The 16,583-nt window shown below is 72.5% G+C and carries 17 protein-coding genes and 1 riboswitch; of the genes, 7 read left to right on the forward strand and 10 right to left on the reverse strand.

The features are described 5' to 3' along the window. Nucleotides 1-6: 6 nt before the first annotated feature. Nucleotides 7-846 (reverse strand): SGNH/GDSL hydrolase family protein, encoded by an 840-nt coding sequence (locus NCI01_RS07240; RefSeq protein WP_254180814.1) that lies wholly within the window; start codon nt 844-846, stop codon nt 7-9. A gap of 124 nt (nt 847-970) precedes the next feature. On the opposite strand from NCI01_RS07240, the gene NCI01_RS07245 reads away from it, so the two are divergent. Beyond that, the gene (locus tag NCI01_RS07245) at nt 971-2,206 is read left to right on the forward strand and encodes a DUF2157 domain-containing protein (protein ID WP_254180815.1); all 1,236 of its coding nucleotides are present in this window, start codon (nt 971-973) and stop codon (nt 2,204-2,206) included. Continuing rightward, nucleotides 2,203-2,700, forward strand: a complete 498-nt coding sequence (locus NCI01_RS07250) for a GDYXXLXY domain-containing protein (protein ID WP_254180816.1) — start codon at nt 2,203-2,205, stop codon at nt 2,698-2,700. The genes NCI01_RS07245 and NCI01_RS07250 overlap by 4 nt, the downstream gene beginning before the upstream one ends. Before the next feature lie 21 nt (nt 2,701-2,721). Here NCI01_RS07250 and NCI01_RS07255 read toward each other — a convergent pair whose 3' ends face one another. The 5 genes from NCI01_RS07255 to napA all read right to left on the reverse strand — a co-directional run bounded on the left by NCI01_RS07255 (nt 2,722) and on the right by napA (nt 6,316). Continuing rightward, entirely contained in the window at nt 2,722-2,997 is a 276-nt protein-coding gene (locus NCI01_RS07255) for a MoaD/ThiS family protein (protein ID WP_254180817.1), read from the reverse strand. A gap of 16 nt (nt 2,998-3,013) precedes the next feature. Next, nucleotides 3,014-4,300 carry a threonine synthase gene (gene thrC, locus NCI01_RS07260; protein WP_254180818.1) on the reverse strand — a complete coding sequence of 429 codons (1,287 nt, stop codon included), beginning with the start codon at nt 4,298-4,300 and terminating at the stop codon, nt 3,014-3,016. A 10-nt stretch (nt 4,301-4,310) separates the two neighbouring features. Beyond that, a riboswitch (SAM riboswitch) is annotated at nt 4,311-4,449 on the reverse strand. A gap of 90 nt (nt 4,450-4,539) precedes the next feature. Beyond that, entirely contained in the window at nt 4,540-5,370 is an 831-nt protein-coding gene (otsB, locus tag NCI01_RS07265; RefSeq protein WP_254180819.1) for a trehalose-phosphatase, read from the reverse strand. A 68-nt stretch (nt 5,371-5,438) separates the two neighbouring features. Next, nucleotides 5,439-5,975, reverse strand: a complete 537-nt coding sequence (locus NCI01_RS07270; protein WP_254180820.1) for a LytR C-terminal domain-containing protein — start codon at nt 5,973-5,975, stop codon at nt 5,439-5,441. 47 nt (nt 5,976-6,022) lie between these two features. Next, on the reverse strand, nt 6,023-6,316 hold the full coding sequence (gene napA, locus NCI01_RS07275) for a nucleoid-associated protein NapA (RefSeq protein WP_254180821.1): 294 nt from the start codon (nt 6,314-6,316) through the stop codon (nt 6,023-6,025). 209 nt (nt 6,317-6,525) lie between these two features. Between napA and NCI01_RS07280 the strand changes: the two genes are divergently transcribed. Then, nucleotides 6,526-7,968 carry an alpha,alpha-trehalose-phosphate synthase (UDP-forming) gene (locus tag NCI01_RS07280; protein ID WP_254180822.1) on the forward strand — a complete coding sequence of 481 codons (1,443 nt, stop codon included), beginning with the start codon at nt 6,526-6,528 and terminating at the stop codon, nt 7,966-7,968. 33 nt (nt 7,969-8,001) lie between these two features. Here NCI01_RS07280 and NCI01_RS07285 read toward each other — a convergent pair whose 3' ends face one another. The 4 genes from NCI01_RS07285 to NCI01_RS07300 all read right to left on the reverse strand — a co-directional run bounded on the left by NCI01_RS07285 (nt 8,002) and on the right by NCI01_RS07300 (nt 11,648). Then, nucleotides 8,002-9,564 (reverse strand): FMN-binding glutamate synthase family protein, encoded by a 1,563-nt coding sequence (locus tag NCI01_RS07285; RefSeq protein ID WP_254180823.1) that lies wholly within the window; start codon nt 9,562-9,564, stop codon nt 8,002-8,004. A 61-nt stretch (nt 9,565-9,625) separates the two neighbouring features. Then, nucleotides 9,626-10,342: an anti-sigma factor gene (locus NCI01_RS07290; protein ID WP_254180824.1), complete on the reverse strand. Its 717-nt coding sequence runs from the start codon at nt 10,340-10,342 to the stop codon at nt 9,626-9,628. Next, entirely contained in the window at nt 10,329-10,919 is a 591-nt protein-coding gene (locus NCI01_RS07295) for an RNA polymerase sigma factor (RefSeq protein ID WP_254180825.1), read from the reverse strand. Before NCI01_RS07295 ends, NCI01_RS07290 begins: the two co-directional genes overlap by 14 nt. 90 nt (nt 10,920-11,009) lie before the next feature. Beyond that, entirely contained in the window at nt 11,010-11,648 is a 639-nt protein-coding gene (locus NCI01_RS07300) for a fasciclin domain-containing protein (RefSeq protein ID WP_254180826.1), read from the reverse strand. A gap of 112 nt (nt 11,649-11,760) precedes the next feature. Between NCI01_RS07300 and NCI01_RS07305 the strand changes: the two genes are divergently transcribed. The 4 genes from NCI01_RS07305 to NCI01_RS07320 are packed head-to-tail and all read left to right on the forward strand — an operon-like array spanning nt 11,761 to nt 16,536. Next, a complete protein-coding gene (locus tag NCI01_RS07305; RefSeq protein WP_254180827.1) occupies nt 11,761-13,050 on the forward strand; it encodes an alpha/beta fold hydrolase in 1,290 nt (429 codons plus the stop codon). Next, nucleotides 13,047-14,396: an MFS transporter gene (locus NCI01_RS07310; RefSeq protein WP_254180828.1), complete on the forward strand. Its 1,350-nt coding sequence runs from the start codon at nt 13,047-13,049 to the stop codon at nt 14,394-14,396. Before NCI01_RS07305 ends, NCI01_RS07310 begins: the two co-directional genes overlap by 4 nt. Beyond that, nucleotides 14,393-15,829: a pyridoxal phosphate-dependent decarboxylase family protein gene (locus NCI01_RS07315; protein ID WP_254180829.1), complete on the forward strand. Its 1,437-nt coding sequence runs from the start codon at nt 14,393-14,395 to the stop codon at nt 15,827-15,829. Before NCI01_RS07310 ends, NCI01_RS07315 begins: the two co-directional genes overlap by 4 nt. Then, entirely contained in the window at nt 15,826-16,536 is a 711-nt protein-coding gene (locus tag NCI01_RS07320; protein WP_254180830.1) for a uracil-DNA glycosylase, read from the forward strand. The genes NCI01_RS07315 and NCI01_RS07320 overlap by 4 nt, the downstream gene beginning before the upstream one ends. Nucleotides 16,537-16,583 lie beyond the last annotated feature (47 nt).

The raw sequence follows: 16,583 nt of genomic DNA on the forward strand, positions 1-16,583 counted from the left end.
GGAACCCTAGCCTGACCCATCCACCTCGGGTGCGTGGTGCCCGAACGGCACGTCGGCCACGACACCGAGGGCTGCGAGCACCGACGGGAGCATCGCCTTCGCGGTGCGCTTGTAGCCGTGGGCGCTCGGGTGGAAGCGGTCGAGGCTGAACATCTCCTCCGGGTTCGTGATGAAGAAGGGCCCCACCACGTGGGCCAGCGAGACCACCCGGGCGCCGCGGTCGAGCGCCGCCGCCCGCTGGGCGTCCGCGAGCTGCCGGGAGGCGCGCGAGCCGAGGGCCCGCAGCGGCTGCGGCACCGGCCGGAGGGCGCCGAGGTCCGGGCAGGTGCCGACGACGACCTCGGTACCGCGGGCCCTCAGGTCGTCGACCGCCTCCGCCAGGTGGCGTACGGACGACGCGACCGGCACGCGGTGGGTGACGTCGTTGCCGCCGACGACGATGACGGCCACGTCCGGGCGGTAGCCCGCAGGCAGCAACGCCAGCTGCGCGGCGAGCATGCTGCTCTCCGAGCCGACCACGGCGGCCGTCCGCAGCCGCACCGACCGCCCGGCCCTGGAGGCGATGCCGCGCGCCAGGCGGCCACCCAGCGTGTGCTTCGCCTTCTCCGCGCCGAGCCCCGCCGCGATCGAGTCGCCCAGCAGCAGCAGGTCGACGGGCTCGCCGTACTTCCGCTTGTAGTGCCGGTCGGCGTCCGGGGCCTGCTCACCCAGCGGCTTGCCGATCGCGCGCCGGGCCTGCGCCGCCTGGCGCTGCAGCAGCTCGCGGGCGCCGTACGCCGTCCCTCCCGCGACGCCGCCGAGGACGGCCAGCGCCACGCCGGCCCGGGTCAGGTGTCTGCTCGCCACCCCACCTGTGAACCAGATCCGGTCGAACACGGGCGCAACCACAGGCGTCCCGTGACCCAACGACACCCGACAGATGGGTCCATGTACTCAGGACAACGAGCTCGCGGCGCGCCACGGTGGGGCCATGACCGACACCTCGTCATCGCCACCCGCCGTCTCCGCCCGCCCGGTCGCGCCACAGCAGCTCGCCTGGTTGCGCGCCGAGCTGGCCGGCTGGACCTCGGAGGGGATCATCAGCGAGGAGCAGGCCGCTCGCATCGCGTCCCGCTACCGCTCCGAGCACCACGCACGCACAGGCGTGGGCCGCGTCCTGCTCTACCTGGGCGCCGGCTTCGTCGGCGTCGGACTCATCTGGCTGGTGGCCGCCAACCTCGACCAGCTCTCCCCACTGACCCGCTTCGCGACCGTGGCGGTCCTCTGGCTGGCGTTCCTCGTGGGCGGCGAGGCGTTGGCCGCGCGGCACGCCTCACCGCCTCTCGTGGGCGCCGCACGACTCCTCGCCGCCCTCGGCGCCGGGGCCGTCCTCTTCCAGGCGGCGCAGTCGCTGCAGGTCCCCGCCTACGAGCCACGGCTCGTCGGCCTCTGGTCGGCCGGGACCCTGCTCCACGGCTACCTGACCCGGTCCCACATGCCGTTCTTCGTCGGCCTGGTGACCGGCGTCGTGTGGTGGTTCTGGCAGCCCGTGTGGGACGGAGCCGACGGCCTCACCGTGGTCCTGCTCCTCGGCGCCGGCGCCGTCCTGGCCGCGAGCCTGGCGGTGCTTCACGACGGGCGGATCGACTCCTTCGCCTGGGCCTGGCGCACCGTGGGCGCCGGCATGGCGCTGCTCGCGCTCTTCGCCGCCGCGATCCCCGACATCGGCGCGGACGGGATCGTGTGGACGACCTGGCTGGTGGTCGCGCTGGTCCTCGCCGGCCTCGCCCTGCTGGCGTCGCTGCTCACCCGCCCCGGGGTGCGGGCGCTGGAGCCCCTCGGCGCCGTCGCCGTGCTCGTCGTGGCCACCCTGATCGCGCTCTGGACCACGGGGACCGACACGTCGCAGGTCGACGCCGCCGACTGGGCCCACGCGGCGGTCTCGGTCGTCGCCTACGTCGTCCTCGCCGTCGGACTGGTCGCCCTCGGCACGGTCCGCGACAACCCCGCGCTGACCTGGATGGCGATGGCGGGCCTGGTCGTCTTCACCACCTTCCAGAGCTTCGCGGTGTTCGCGCCGATCGTGACCGGCGCCTGGCTGTTCGTGGTGCTCGGCACCGTCTTCCTGGCGACCGGCTTCCTGTTCGACCGGGCCCGCCGTCAGCTGGCCCACGCGCTCGACGACGGCTCCCCCGCCGGCACCGGGGCCGAAGGAGCGGACCGATGAACCGCATCGTGGTCACCGGCATCGTCGCCGCGAGCCAGCTGGCGCTGGTCGGGGTGGGCGTCGCACCGCAGCTCTCCGCCCGGGTGGCGGGCGACGCCTACCGCGTGCGCGTGGCCCTGGTCGACCCGATCGACCCGTTCCGTGGTGCCTACGTCGCACTCGACTACCCCGACCTCCGCCACGACGGGTCGCAGTCCTTCGTCGAGCCGGGCCTGGGCGCCCTCGACGACGGCGAGTCCGGCGACGTCTTCATCAGCCTCGTCGAGGAGGACGGCGTGTGGGTCGGTGCCGCGTGGTCCCGCACGCGGCCCGACGACGGCCCCTACCTCGCCTGCGACGACCGGTCGTGGCAGATCCGGTGCGGCATCGAGAGCTGGTTCCTGCCCCAGGACGACGCGCAGCAGACCGAGGACCTGCTGCGTGACGGAGCGGTCGCCGAGCTGCGGGTCGACGGGCGGGGCAACGCCGCGGTCGTCGACGTACGCGCGCCCTGACCGCGGCGTCCTGCCGGGGGCTCAGCCTCCGGCGACCGCCGGGATCACCGAGATCTGGACGCCGTCGGGCGTGGCGGTCTCGAGCTCGTCGAGGAACCGGACGTCGTCGTTGCCCACGTAGACGTTGACGAAGCGGCGCAGCGCCCCGGCCTCGTCGAGGATGCGGCCCTTGATGCCGGAGTAGTTGGCGTCGAGGTCGTCGAGGACGGCCGAGAGGGTGTCGCCCTCGGCGCTCACCTCGGACTCGCCGCCGGTGTAGGTGCGCAGGATGGTCGGGATGCGGACCGAGACGCTCATCTGCTGATCTTCTCTCTCAGAGGACGCCGGACGCCACGAAGGCGTCGTAGGTGGGCGCGATGGTGGCGGCGGGACCGACGCGGTCGGACACCGCGTCGAGGGTCTTCAGGCCGTGGCCGGTGTTGATGACCACGGTCTCGAGCGAGGTGTCGAGCTGGCCGGACTCGACGAGCTTCTTCAGCACGCCGACCGTGGTGCCGCCGGCGGTCTCGGTGAAGATGCCCTCGGTGCGGGCGAGCAGCACGATCGCCTCGCGCACCTCGTCGTCGGTGATGTCCTCGACCGCACCGCCGGTGCGACGGCAGATGTCGAGGACGTAGATGCCGTCGGCCGGGTTGCCGATCGCCAGGCTCTTGGCGATGGTGTCGGGCTTGACCGGGCGGATCGCGTCGGTGCCGGACTTGTAGGCGACCGAGACCGGCGAGCAGCCGGCGGCCTGGGCGCCGAAGACCTTGTAGGGCTTGTCCTCGACGAGGCCGAGCGTGATCAGCTCCTGGAAGGCCTTGTCGACCTTCGTCAGCTGGGAGCCGGACGCGACCGGGATGACGATCTGGTCGGGCAGCCGCCAGCCGAGCTGCTCGGCGATCTCGTAGCCGAGCGTCTTGGAGCCCTCGGCGTAGAAGGGACGCACGTTGACGTTGACGAACGCCCAGCCCTCCTCCTCGCCGGCGATCTCCGAGGCGAGCTTGTTGACGTCGTCGTAGTTGCCGTCGACCGCGACGAGCTTCTCGGTGAAGACGGCCGAGTTGACCTTCTTCGGCGTCTCGAGGTTGCTCGGGATGAACACCACGGTCGGGATCCCGGCGCGGGCGCCGGCGGCGGCGACCGCGTTGGCCAGGTTGCCGGTCGAGGGGCACGCGAACACCTTCGCGTCGAGCTCGCGAGCGGCGCTGAGGGCGCAGGCGACCACGCGGTCCTTGAAGGAGTTGGTCGGGTTGGTCGAGTCGTCCTTGACCCACAGCTTGTCGAGGCCGAGCTCGCGGGCGAGGTTCTTCGCCTCGAGCAGCCGCGTGAAGCCGGGCTCGGTGTTGGGGCTCTGCTCGATGTCGGTCGGCACCGGCAGCAGCGCCTTGTAGCGCCAGATGTTGCGGGGTCCGGCGGCGATCTCCTCGCGGGTCACCGTCGGGAAGTCGTAGGCCACCTCGAGCGGCCCGAAGCACTCCGGACACGCGTACGACGGTCCGAGCTCGACCTCGTGCGCGCACTCGCGGCAGGCCAGCGCCCGGGCGTTGCCGAAGGCACCCTCGCGCGGCTGGTCCCTCTTCGGCGTGGCGGTGGTCGTGTCGTCCAGCAGGGTGCTCATGAAGTCCTCCTTCTCATCTGTCCCCGCGACTCTCGCTGGGGTCGGATTTGGCACCTGCTCCCATGACTGCCGGACGGATCCGCGCAGGAGGCTCATGGGTGGTTGCCGGGACTTCGTCGGGCCGTTCCCTCAGTCCCTCGTGATGAGCAGGCTCAGCCTAGGCAGGCTGTCTCACGATGCGCACATCAAGTCCACGATGTGGTCGCGCCGCGTCCCACCGACACTGTCAGCGAGGCGCGTCAGCGACGTGGAGCGAGCCCCGACAGCAGCTCCACGACGCCCGCCGGTCCGTCGACGACGACATCGGCGAGCCGGACCAGGTCCGGCTGCTCGGTCGAGGCCGAGCACACGACCAGGCCGGGGAGACCCTCGCCACGCAGCGAGCGGACCGCCTCGAAGGCCTCGACGTCACCGAGGTCGTCGCCACCGAAGATCACCCCGGTCGCCTCCTGCTCGGCGACGAAGGCCCGCAGCGAGTGGCCCTTGTGCATGTCGCCCGAGCGGATCTCGATCACGTTGCGGCCGGGCTCGATGGTGAGGTGGTGGCGCTCGGCCAGCGCCGAGATGGGCTTCACGAGCCGCTCGAAGGCGCCCGTGGGGTCGTCCATGCGGCGCGTGTGCACCGCGACGGCGAGGCCCTTCTCCTCCACGTAGGCCTCGGCGGCACCGGCCCGGCGCAGCACCGCGGGCAGCTCCCGCTCGAAGGTCGCCAGCCCTGCCGGGGGACGCGGCGACCGGATCCGCTGCTCGGTCGCAGACCACCGCTCGTTGCCGTACTGGCCGAAGACGAACAGCTCGGCGCCGCGGTCGAGCATCGCGTTGCCGAGGGCGTCGAGGTCGCCCATGGCGATGGCCTGGCGTGCCGGACGGCCGGTGATCACGGCGACCGCACGCACCACCTCGGCGAGCTCGAGCAGCGCCCCGGGGGCGGCCGGGTGCAGCCGTGCGGCCTCGGGGTCGTCGACGACCGGCGACAGCGTGCCGTCGAAGTCGAGGCCCACGACCACGCCGTCGAGGACGTCGCGTACGGCGTCGTAGTGGGCGCGCGCGTCATCGGAGGTGAACTCCATGGGCCCAACCCAACCACGTGCGGCCCGCGGACCGTGAGCCTGTCCGTCGTCGCGGCGGCCGGCCGGGCTCAGCGCGGGGCGTCGGCGGTGAGGATCACCGTGAGCCGGTCGCGCTTCATCACGCCCACGGCCGGGGCCGTGCGCCCGATCCCCAGGTCGAGGGCGAGCTGCTTGCCGGCGGCCTCGAGCCGGGGCGGGAAGTAGACGGTGCTGGTGGGGATCAGGCCCTGCCAGTTGTCCTCACCGACCACGGCCCACCCGACGCCGGTCGCCTTGGCGGCCGTCTCGGCGGCGAGGCCCCGGATGCCGGAGTTGTTGTAGACCTCGACGTAGACCTCGCCCCGCTTGAGCTGCGGCTTGGGCTTGGGCTTCTTCGTCGGCGTCGGGGCCGGCTCGGCAGTGGGGGTCGGGGTCTGGTCGGCGCTCGCGATCGTCGCGGTGTCGACGCGGCGCTCGGTCGGCGCCTGGTCGCGGGTGGCGACGAAGGTGATGGAGGCCATCGCCACGGCGAGCACCGAGAGCATCACGAGCGGGGACGGGAAGGCCACGCCGCGGTCGTCACGACGACGCGGCGCGGTGCGGCCGGAGCTGGGGAAGGAGGCCATGGGGAAGGTGACCAATCGTGAGTGGGCGGGCCGTGACGAAGGTGGTGTCAGATCTCGAACCCGAGGCGGCGCGCCGAGCGCTGCCGCTGACGGGAGGCCCGCAGCCGACGGAGGCGGCGTACGAGCAACGGGTCGGCCTCGAGCGCCTCGGGACGGTCGATCAGCGCGTTGAGGACCTGGTAGTAGCGGGTGGAGGACATGTCGAACTTCTCGCGGACCGCCTGCTCCTTGGCGCCGGCGTACTTCCACCAGTGGCGCTCGAACTCGAGGATGTCGCGGTCGCGCTGGCTCAGTCCGGGGGCAGTCTCCTGCCCGGCTGCGATGTGCTCGGCTGCGTCCATCGGACATCTCCTCCTCGACCCCACACCCACCCGTGACCGGGTGGACGAGGACGAGTCTAGGCGACGAACGACAACGATGTCATTCGCCTCCGGCGAGTCGTCTGGACAAAACCGCGCCCGGACTCGCGCGGGCGTCGGGCTGCCCCGCCCCGGAGGCGGGACACCGCGGGGTGGTCTGCGGCCTGTCGCGCGTCGCTAGGGTTGCGGACGTGACTGGAGCTCCGCAGGCAGACCTCGTGATCGTGGCCAACCGCCTGCCCGTGGACCGGGTGACCCAGCCGGACGGCTCGGTGGCGTGGCGCCCCTCCCCCGGCGGGCTCGTCACCGCGCTGGAGCCCGTCCTCCGAGCCAACGACGGCGCCTGGATCGGCTGGCCGGGCTCGGCGGACGACGACGAGTTCGAGCCGTTCGTCGAGAACGGCCTCTCCCTCATCCCGGTCGCTCTGAGCGCGCAGGAGGTCGAGGAGTTCTACGAGGGCTTCTCCAACGGCACCCTCTGGCCGCTGTACCACGACGTGATCGCGAAGCCGGAGTTCCACCGCGAGTGGTGGGACTCCTACGTCGCGGTCAACCAGCGCTTCGCCGACCGGGCCGCCCAGGTCGCGGCCGAGGGGGCGACCGTGTGGGTGCAGGACTACCAGCTCCAGCTCGTTCCGCAGATGCTGCGCGCGCAGCGCCCCGACCTGCGCATCGGCTTCTACCTCCACATCCCGTTCCCGCCGGCCGAGCTCTTCTCCCAGCTGCCCTGGCGGCGGCAGATCCTCGAGGGCCTGCTCGGTGCGGACCTCATCGGCTTCCAGCTGCCGGGCGCGGCCGCCAACTTCGTACGCCTCGTGCGCAGCCGGGTGGGGCACAAGACCCACCGCGACACCATCTACCTCCCCGACGGCCGGCCGGTGAAGGCGACCGCGTTCCCGATCTCGATCGACACCGCCGGGTTCGAGGAGCTCGCCCGCTCCGACGAGGTCGCGAAGCGCGCGGCGGAGATCCGTGAGGCGCTCGGCAACCCCCGGCGCATCTTCCTGGGCGTCGACCGGCTCGACTACACCAAGGGCATCTACTCCCGCTTGCGGGCGTTCGGCGAGCTGGTGCGCGACGGTCACCTCGACGTCGAGGACGCCGTCTTCGTGCAGGTCGCCACCCCCTCGCGTGAGCGCGTCGAGCAGTACCGCATCCTGCGCGACGACATCGAGATGCTGGTCGGTCGGATCAACGGCGACTACGGCAAGATCGGCAACCCCGCGATCCACTACCTGCACAACTCCTATCCCCGTGAGGAGATGGCCGCGTTCTACCGCGCCGCCGACGTCATGGTGGTGACGCCGTTCCGCGACGGGATGAACCTCGTCGCCAAGGAGTACGTCGCCTGCCGCTTCGACGACGACGGTGCCCTGGTGCTCTCCGAGTTCGCAGGCGCGGCCCAGGAGCTGCGCCAGGCCTGGCTGGTCAACCCCTATGACATCGACGGCATGAAGTCGGCACTGCTCGACGCCTTCGCCGCCGACCGGAAGGAGACCTCCCGCCGGATGCGGGCGATGCGCAGGACCGTCGTGCAGAACGACGTGGCCAAGTGGGCCGCCGACTTCCTCCGTAAGCTCGAGGAGCTGCCCGAGCAGCACGACAAGACGGTGCGCCAGTCGCGCGCGCGCTGACGCCGCGCCCCCGGCCGCGGAGCCGCGCGGGACTCACGCAGGTGCACGACGCGAGGGCGCGGTCTCGTCCTGGGCGACCATGATCGCCTCGATCTCGCGCGTCAGGTCCGCGCCCAGGCGCGGCCACTCCGGGTCGTAGCCGTAGACGTCGCCGAGGCCCGCCGCGGACCGCGTGCCGTCGAGGATGTCGATGTCGCGCGGACCGATCAGGCCGGGGTGGACCACGCCGATGGCCTCGGAGACCTTGAGCAGGTCGCGGCGCAGGGAGCGGATGTAGTTGGCCGCCCGGACGCTCTTGAGCCCGACGTCGAGGCCGCGGGTGTAGCGGGGGTTCTGCGTCGCGATCCCCACCGGGCAGTGGTCGGTGTGGCACTTCTGCGCCTGGATGCAGCCGATCGACAGCATCGCCTCGCGGCCGACGCTGACCATGTCGGCGCCGAGCGCGAAGGCGACCACGGCGTTCTCCGGGACGCCGAGCTTGCCGGCCCCGACGAACACGACGTCGTCGCTGAGGCCCGCGGCCGCGAAGCGTCGCCACACCTCGCTGAAGCCGATGCGGAAGGGGTAGGCCACGGAGTCGGCGAAGATCATCGGCGCCGCGCCCGTGCCGCCCTCACCGCCGTCGATGTTGACGAAGTCGACACCACGCGTCCGCGAGCCCATGGCTGCGACCAGCTCGTCCCACATGGTGACGTTGCCGACCGCCGACTTGATCCCGACCGGCAGGCCGGTGGCCTGCGCCACCGACTCCACGAAGTCGAGCATCGAGTCGACGTCGTGGAAGACGGTGTGCCGGCTCGGCGAGGCGCAGTCCTTGCCCTCCTCGATGCCGCGGATCTCGGCGATCTCCCTGCTGACCTTCCCGCCGGGGAGCATGCCGCCGAGCCCCGGCTTGGCGCCCTGGCTGAGCTTGACCTCGATCGCGCGCACCGGCGCCGACTGGACGACGTCGACCAGCCTCGCCATGTCGAAGCGACCCTGCTCGTCGCGGCAGCCGAAGTAGGACGTGCCGATCTGGAACACGATGTCGCCGCCGTGCCGGTGGTGGGGCGACAGCGCGCCCTCACCGGTGTTCTGGAAGCAGCCGGCCATCGCCGCTCCCCTGTTGAGGGCCTCGACGGCCTTGCCCGACAGGGAGCCGAAGCTCATGCCGGAGATGTTGACGACCGACGAGGGGCGGAAGGCCTGCGCGCGACCACGCGCCGCGCCCATCACCTTCGCGCACGGGAGCACGATCTCCTCCTGGGCGTGCGGCATCGTCGCCGCCCCGGGCCCGGTGAAGGTGCGGTGCTTGACGATCGGGTAGCCCTCGACGCGCTCGACGTCGTTGTCGGTGCCGAAGCCGAAGTAGTTGTTCTCGAGCTTGGAGCTGGCGTAGACCCAGCGGCGCTGGTCACGGCTGAACGGGCGCTCCTCGTCGTTGCTGGTGACGATGTACTGGCGCAGCTCGGGCCCGAAGCGCTCCAGGAAGAACCGCGCGTGCCCGATGATCGGGTAGTTGCGGATGATCGCGTGCTTCGTCTGGACCAGGTCGTGCACCGTCGTGGCGGCTGCCGCCGCTGCCGTGCCGCCGAGGACGGCGTACCTCCACCTCATGACCCCGTTCCTAGCCCTCCCGCGACGCGTTGTCGAGGAGGCCCCGTCCCGAGGGAGGGGGTCAGGCGAGCTCGCCGCGGGCGATGCTCACCCCGGAGTGGGTGGGGTCGCCGTCCTCGGGCTCGACCGAGATGTCGACGATGCGGTAGCCCTGCTCGATGAGCTCCATGGGCACGGCGAACTCACCCTCGTCGCCCGAGGCGAGCAGGCCGATCGAGATCATGCGCTCACCGTCGACGTTGATCAGCCACACCTCGTGCACGCCCGGCTCGTCGCCGAGCTCGCTCGCGCTGACCCGGATGGTGAAGGTGTCGTCGGTCTGCACGGCCCTCGCCTCACCGCGCTCGGCGTCGCTGTCGAGGGCCCTGAGGGCGGTCGCGGCCACGACCGTCCCGGTGTCGCCCGGCGGCTCGACGGCCTCCGGGGTCTCGGTCGACCCGGTGCCGATGCGGCCGAGGCCGAGACCGGCGAGCAGGGCGAGGGCGGCCGCCACGCCGGCGAGCCAGAGCGGCACGCCGCGGCCGGGCGCCGGCTCGACGGGCGCCGACGGGGACTGTGGGCGCGCGTCGCCCGCGCGCACCTCGGCGAGCACCTGCGCGCGGAGCCCGGCGGGAGGTGGCACCAGGGCGTCGGCGCCCGCTCGGCGACGTACGCCGGTGAACGCGGCGACCAGGCCGGCGCACTCCGGGCAGGTCTCGGCGTGCTCGCGCACCTCGTCGGGACCGTCCGAGGGGTCGAGGGCGAGCCCCGCGAGCTGCTCGGGATCAACGTGACTCATGGCGCACCCCCTCGAGCTGTTGGTGGAGCTTCATCAGGCCACGTCGGACGTGGCTCTTCACGGTGCCGAGCGGCAGGCCGACCTTCTCGGCGATCTCGGCATGGCTGTGCTCCTCCCAGAACGCGAGGAACAAGATGGTGCGGCGCGGGTCGGGCAGGTCCTCGACGGCCTGGCGGACCACGAGCCGCTCGGCGGTCTCGTCGTCGGCCGCCTGGAGGGTGTCGTCACGAGCACCCGGCAGGGAGACCACGGCGGCGAGCCTGTCAGCGTCGCGGGCGCGGGCGGCCCGGACGTCGGCGACCTTGTGGCGGGCGATCCCCACGAGCCAGGCCGGCAGGGCCGCCGGGCTCGGCGTCAGCGTGTGCCGGCTGCGCCAGGCGGCGACGAACACCTGCTGGGTGACGTCCTCGGCGTCGTGCGGGTCGTGGAGCGCGCGCAGCGCGTAGGTGTGCACCAGCGCGGACCAGCGGTCGTAGACCTCCTCGAGGGCCGTCTCGTCGCCCTCGACGAGACGAGCGGCGAGCGCTTGGACGTTGTCGTCCTGCTCGTCCTCGAACGCCATTGCCTCAGTGACCACCGGGCCACCGTACCGGCGGCCCGCGCGGGCGGGGAACGGGATGATGGTCATCGTCGCTCCCCGCCCGTCAGGCGTCCGTCGTGCGGTCCGTCAGAGGTCGATCGGGCGGAGCACCCGGTCGATGCCGTGGGCGACCTGCTTGTTGCCCTTGTTGAGGTCGAGGGCCTTCAGCACGACCTTCGGGTCACGGTCGTTCTTGTCGCGGTCCTTGAGCGTGATGCTCACGCTCGGCTTCATCTTGACGTCGACCTTGACCTTGCCGCCCTGGGCGGTCGTGAGCCGGGCGCCGTCGGCCTTGAGCACCTTGTTGCTCGTCAGCGTCTTCCCGGGCACGACGTGGTAGAGCAGGACGGTCTCGATGGTGTCGACACCGGCGAGCTCGACGAGGGCCTCGAAGATCTTCTTCTCGCTCTTGATGGTCTTGCCGGTCAGGTCCTCGGCCAGCAGGCGGAAGGCCTGGTCGGTCGGCGCGAAGACCGTCAGGCGGGTGCTGCCGTCGGCGAGGAGCGCCACGGGCGACTCGGGCTTCGCGCCGACGATGGCGAGCGCCGCCTCGGTGACGATGTCGAAGTCGTTCTTGTTCTTGTCGAAGGTGTTGCCGTCGGAGGTGAGGAGAGCGGCGAGGCTGTCCTCACCGGCGGCCTTGGCGTTGGCGGCGGGGGCCGTGGCCTGCACCGCACCCAGGGCGAGGGCCGAGGCGGCGAGGATGGCGGGAACGCGTCGCTTCATCAGGGAAGTCCTTCCGTCAGGGGCGCCCGTTGGCGCCCGTCACCCTCTTCTCCGGACCAACCCCTCCACTGGATGCACCGGCCCGAGATTTTCTTGCCCGTAGATTTCATCCATGGACCTCATCCCCAAGCCCGACCAGGTGGTCGCCGCGGCCGGCAACGTCGCGCACACGCTGCTCTACGGCGGGTTGGCCGACCTCCGGCCGATGCCCCGGACCCTGATCGACGACGGAGAGCTGCGCGAGGTCTACCACTACCGACCGGCCGCCGGCGTCGCCGACAACGGTGACCCGGTCCTCCTGGTGACCCCCCTGGCCGCGCCGGCGCTCTGCTACGACCTGCGCCGCGGCTGCTCCCTCGTCGAGCACCTGGTCGAGCAGGGGCGTCCCACCTACCTGCTGGAGTACGGCCAGGTCTCGTTCAAGAACCGCGCGCTGGGCATGGAGCACTGGGTCGACGAGGTGCTGCCCGAGGCGGTCCGGACCGTGCACGAGCACGCCGGCGGTCGCGGCGTGCACCTCGTCGGCTGGAGCCTCGGCGGGATCTTCACCCTCCTCGTCGCCGCCGACCGCCAGGACCTGCCGATCGCCTCCATCACGGTGGTCGGCTCGCCGGTCGACGTGACGAAGGTGCCCCTCGTCGCACCCGTGCGGCCGCTGCTCAACCTCACCCAGGGCAAGGGGATGATCACCCGCGCCTACCGCGCGCTGGGCGGCGTACCGACCCCGCTCGTCAACTGGGCCTTCACGGCCGCCTCGGCACAGAAGGTCGTCACCAAGCCGCTCGCGGTCCTGACCCACCTCGACGACACCGACTACCTCGCCCAGATGGAGGCCGTCACCCGTTTCATGTCCAACATGACGGCCTACCCGGGCCGCACGTTCGGCCAGCTCTACCACCGCTTCGTCAAGGGCAACACCCTCGCGACGGGGCACATGGAGATCGGCGACCGGACCGTCGACCTCGCCGCGATCTCGGTGCCCACGCTGGTGTTCGCCGGCAACACCGACGGCATCGCGCCGCTGCCGGCCGTACGCGCGGTGGTGCCGCTGCTGACCGGCTCACCGCAGGTGCGCTTCGAGGTCGTGCCCGGGGGCCACCTCGGGATGCTCACCGGCCGCGCCGCCCGCGCGACGACCTGGACCGCCATCGACGAGTGGGTGGACGAGTGGTCGGGGTCCGTGCCGACGGCGCCGCCGGCACGGAAGGCGACCCGGAGGAGCACCGCCAAGAGGACCCCCGCCAAGAAGACCCCGGCGAAGAAGGCCTCCGCCAAGAAGGCCGCCGCCGGGAAGAAGCCGGCGGGCGGCGGCGCACCCGCCGCACCCCCCGCCGGCTCGATCGGCTCGAACCCGTCGCGGCGCTACGGGTCGGCGAGCTCGCGCGCGCTGGGTGGACCGTGAGGACAGCGGTCGACGCTGCGCGGCTCCCGCTCGGCGTACGCATCGGCTACGGGAGCGGCTCGGTCGCGACCGGCGCCTTCGGCACGGTGCCCGGGCTGATGCTGCTGCCCTACCTGACCGACGAGCTGGGCATCGCCGCGCTGTGGGCCGGCGTGATCGTCTTCCTGCCGAAGGCCTGGGACGTGCTGCTGAACCCCGTCGCCGGGCGGATCAGCGACCGCACGGTCGACCCCGCCGGCCCGCGGCGACCGTGGCTCGTGCGGGCCGGGCTGATGCTGGCCGGCGCCTTCGCGCTCATCTTCGCCGCGCCCGACCTCGACGGCCGCTGGCTCGAGGCCGGCTGGGTGCTGGTGTTCTTCGTGCTCGCGGCGTCGGCCTACGCGTTCTTCCAGGTGCCCTACGTCGCGATGCCCGCCGAGATCACGTCGTCCTACGACGAGCGCACCCGGCTGATGACGTGGCGGGTCGCGATCCTGGCCCTCACCATCATGGCGGCTGGCGCGACCGCGCCGGTGATCCGTGACGCGGTGGGCGGGCGCGACGGCTATCGCGTGATGGGCGTCGTGATGGCGACCGTCATCCTCGTGGGTGTCCTGAGCGCGTGGTGGGGCACGCGGCGGGCGCCGATCGGAGCGGTGGAGGCCGGGGCGGGTTCGCTTCGGGAGCAGCTGCGCGTCGTCGCGCGGGCGCGGGACTTCCGGGTGCTGCTGACCACCTTCGTCCTGCAGGCGCTCGCGACCGGGTGCATGCTGGCCGGCGTGGCCTACGTCGCCGACGACCTGCTCGGCCGCACGGCCGCGGCCACGATCCTGTTCGTCTGCTTCGTCGGCCCGGCCCTGGTGCTGACGCCGGTCTGGGCGCACTGGGGCGAGCGCGTGGGCAAGAAGCAGGGCTACGTCGCCGCGTCGCTGTTGCTCGCCGCAGGTGCCGCCCTCGCCGTGGTGGCGCGCGGGGGCAACGACGTCTGGACCTTCGTCGCGACCGGTCTCGTGGGGGTCGGCTACGCCGGGTGCCAGGTCTTCCCCATGGCGATGCTGCCCGACGTCGCCGCCGTCGACGCCACCCGGACCGGGGAGAACCGCGCGGGCGTCTACACCGGGGTGTGGACGGCCGGCGAGACGCTCGGCCTGGCGGTGGGTCCCGCGCTCTTCGCCCTCGTGCTCGCGCTGGGCGGCTACCTCTCGAGCGAGGGCCGCGACATCACCCAGCCCGGCTCGGCGCTGACCGCGATCGCCCTGGGCTTCTCGGTCGTGCCGGCGCTCCTGATCGTGGCCAGCCTGTGGTGGCTGCGCCAGTACACCCTCGACCCGGCCGACGTGACGGCCGCGGAAGGAGCCGTCCGGTGACCGACGCGATGCAGAGGTTGGCCGCCCTCCAGGGACGGGACTTGCCGGTGCACGGCGGCCGCACCCTGGCCTACGTCTACGACTCCGGCGACCCCGAGGTGGACCGCGTCGCCCGCGAGGCGGTCGCCGCCTACGCCGCCTCCAACGCCCTCGACCCGACGGCGTTCCCCTCGCTGCTGCAGATGGAGAACGAGCTGGTCGGCTTCGCGTGCGGCCTGCTCGACGCGCCGGCGTCCGCGGTCGGCACGGTGACGTCCGGCGGCACCGAGTCGATACTGCTGGCGGTCCAGGGCGCGCGCGACAGCCGGCCCGACGTCGTACGACCCCGGATGGTGCTGCCGGCGACCGCCCACGCCGCCTTCCACAAGGCGGCCCACTACTTCGGCGTCGAGGCGGTCCTCGTGCCTGTCGGCCCGGACTTCCGCGCCGACGCCCGGGCGATGGCGGAGGCGATCGACGACGACACCGTCCTGGTCGTGGCGAGCGCGCCGTCCTACGCGCACGGGGTCGTGGACCCGGTGACCGAGGTGGCCGCCGCCGCTGCCGCCCGCGGGGTCCGCTGCCACGTGGACGCGTGCATCGGCGGATGGGTGCTGCCGTACGCCGCCAGGCTGGGGCGGGCGGTGCCCCCGTGGACGTTCGCCGTCGAGGGCGTCACGTCGATCTCGGTCGACACCCACAAGTACGCCTACGCGCCGAAGGGCACGTCGCTGCTGCTGCACCGCGACGCGGCGCTGCGCAAGCCGCAGTTCTTCGCGTCCGCTGCCTGGCCGGGCTACACGATGCTCAACGCCACGACGCAGTCCACCCGCTCGGGCGGGCCCGTGGCCGGCACCTGGGCCGTCGTCGAGCACATCGGCGACGAGGGCTACCTCGTGCTGGCGGAGCGCGCCCTCGCCGCCGTCGACGCCATCGTGGCCTGCATCGAGCGCGAGCCGGCGCTCCGGCTCGTGGTCCCGCCCGACTCCACCCTCGTGGCCCTGGCGACCGACGCCTCCTGCGACCCCTTCACGCTGACCGACGAGCTCGTGGCACGCGGGTGGTACGTCCAGCCGCAGCTCTCCTTCGGCGACGACCCGCCCAGCATCCACCTATCGGTGAGCGCCGGGACCCACGCGCACGTCGCGGAGTTCGCCTCGGCACTGACCGAGTCGGTCGCGGCCGCCCGGGCCGCCGGGCCGGTGGCCGTCGACCCCGGCGTGGTGGCGTTCATCGAGGCGCTCGACCCGGCGACCCTCGGCGACGACGACTTCGACGGCCTCCTCGCCGCGTCGGGGCTCGTCGGGGAGTCAACCGACGGCGAGCTCGAGCTGCCGAGCCGGATGGCGGAGGTCAACGCCATGCTCGACGTCGCCTCACCACCGATGCGGGAGGCGCTGCTCGTCGCCTTCCTCGACCGGCTCCAGCGGCCGGTCCGCCGGGACGCCCGATGAGCGCCCTCGCCGGGTTGGTCGACAAGGGGCTCGTCGCCCCCGACTGGGCCGAGGCCCTCGCACCGGTCGACGACCGGATCGCGGAGATGGGCCGGTTCCTGCGGGAGGAGGTGGCCGCCGGGCGCGGCTACCAGCCGGCGGGCGACCTCGTGATGCGCGCGTTCCAGCGCCCGCTCGCCGACGTACGCGTCCTGGTCGTCGGGCAGGACCCCTACCCCAACCCCGCGCACCCGATCGGGCTGAGCTTCGCCGTCGAGCGGCACGTGTGGCCGCTCCCGCCGAGCCTGGTCAACATCTACGTCGAGCTGCGTGACGACCTGGGCATCGTCCCGCCCCGGCACGGCGACCTGTCGGCGTGGGCGGACCAGGGCGTGATGCTGCTCAACCGGACCCTGACGGTGCGACCCGGCGACTCCAACAGCCACCAGGGCAAGGGCTGGGAGGCGGTCACCGAGCGGGCGATCGTGGCGCTCGCCGAGCGCGGCGGTCCGGCTGCCGCGATCCTGTGGGGCCGGCACGCCCAGAAGCTCAAGCCGCTGCTCGGCCAGGTGCCGTGCGTGGAGTCGGCGCACCCCTCGCCGCTGAGCGCCCGGCGCGGGTTCTTCGGCTCCCGGCCCTTCAGCACGGTCAACCGGCTGCTCGAGGACCAGGGCGCCCGGCCCGTCGACTGGTCCCTGCCGGCGTACGACACCGGCCGGCCCGGGTAGGCGCGCGTGCTTGTCGGCCGGGAACCGCTGGAATATAGTTGAATTCC

This window comes from Nocardioides pinisoli, assembly GCF_024199985.1.
GTDB classification, from domain to species: Bacteria; Actinomycetota; Actinomycetes; order Propionibacteriales; family Nocardioidaceae; genus Nocardioides; species Nocardioides pinisoli.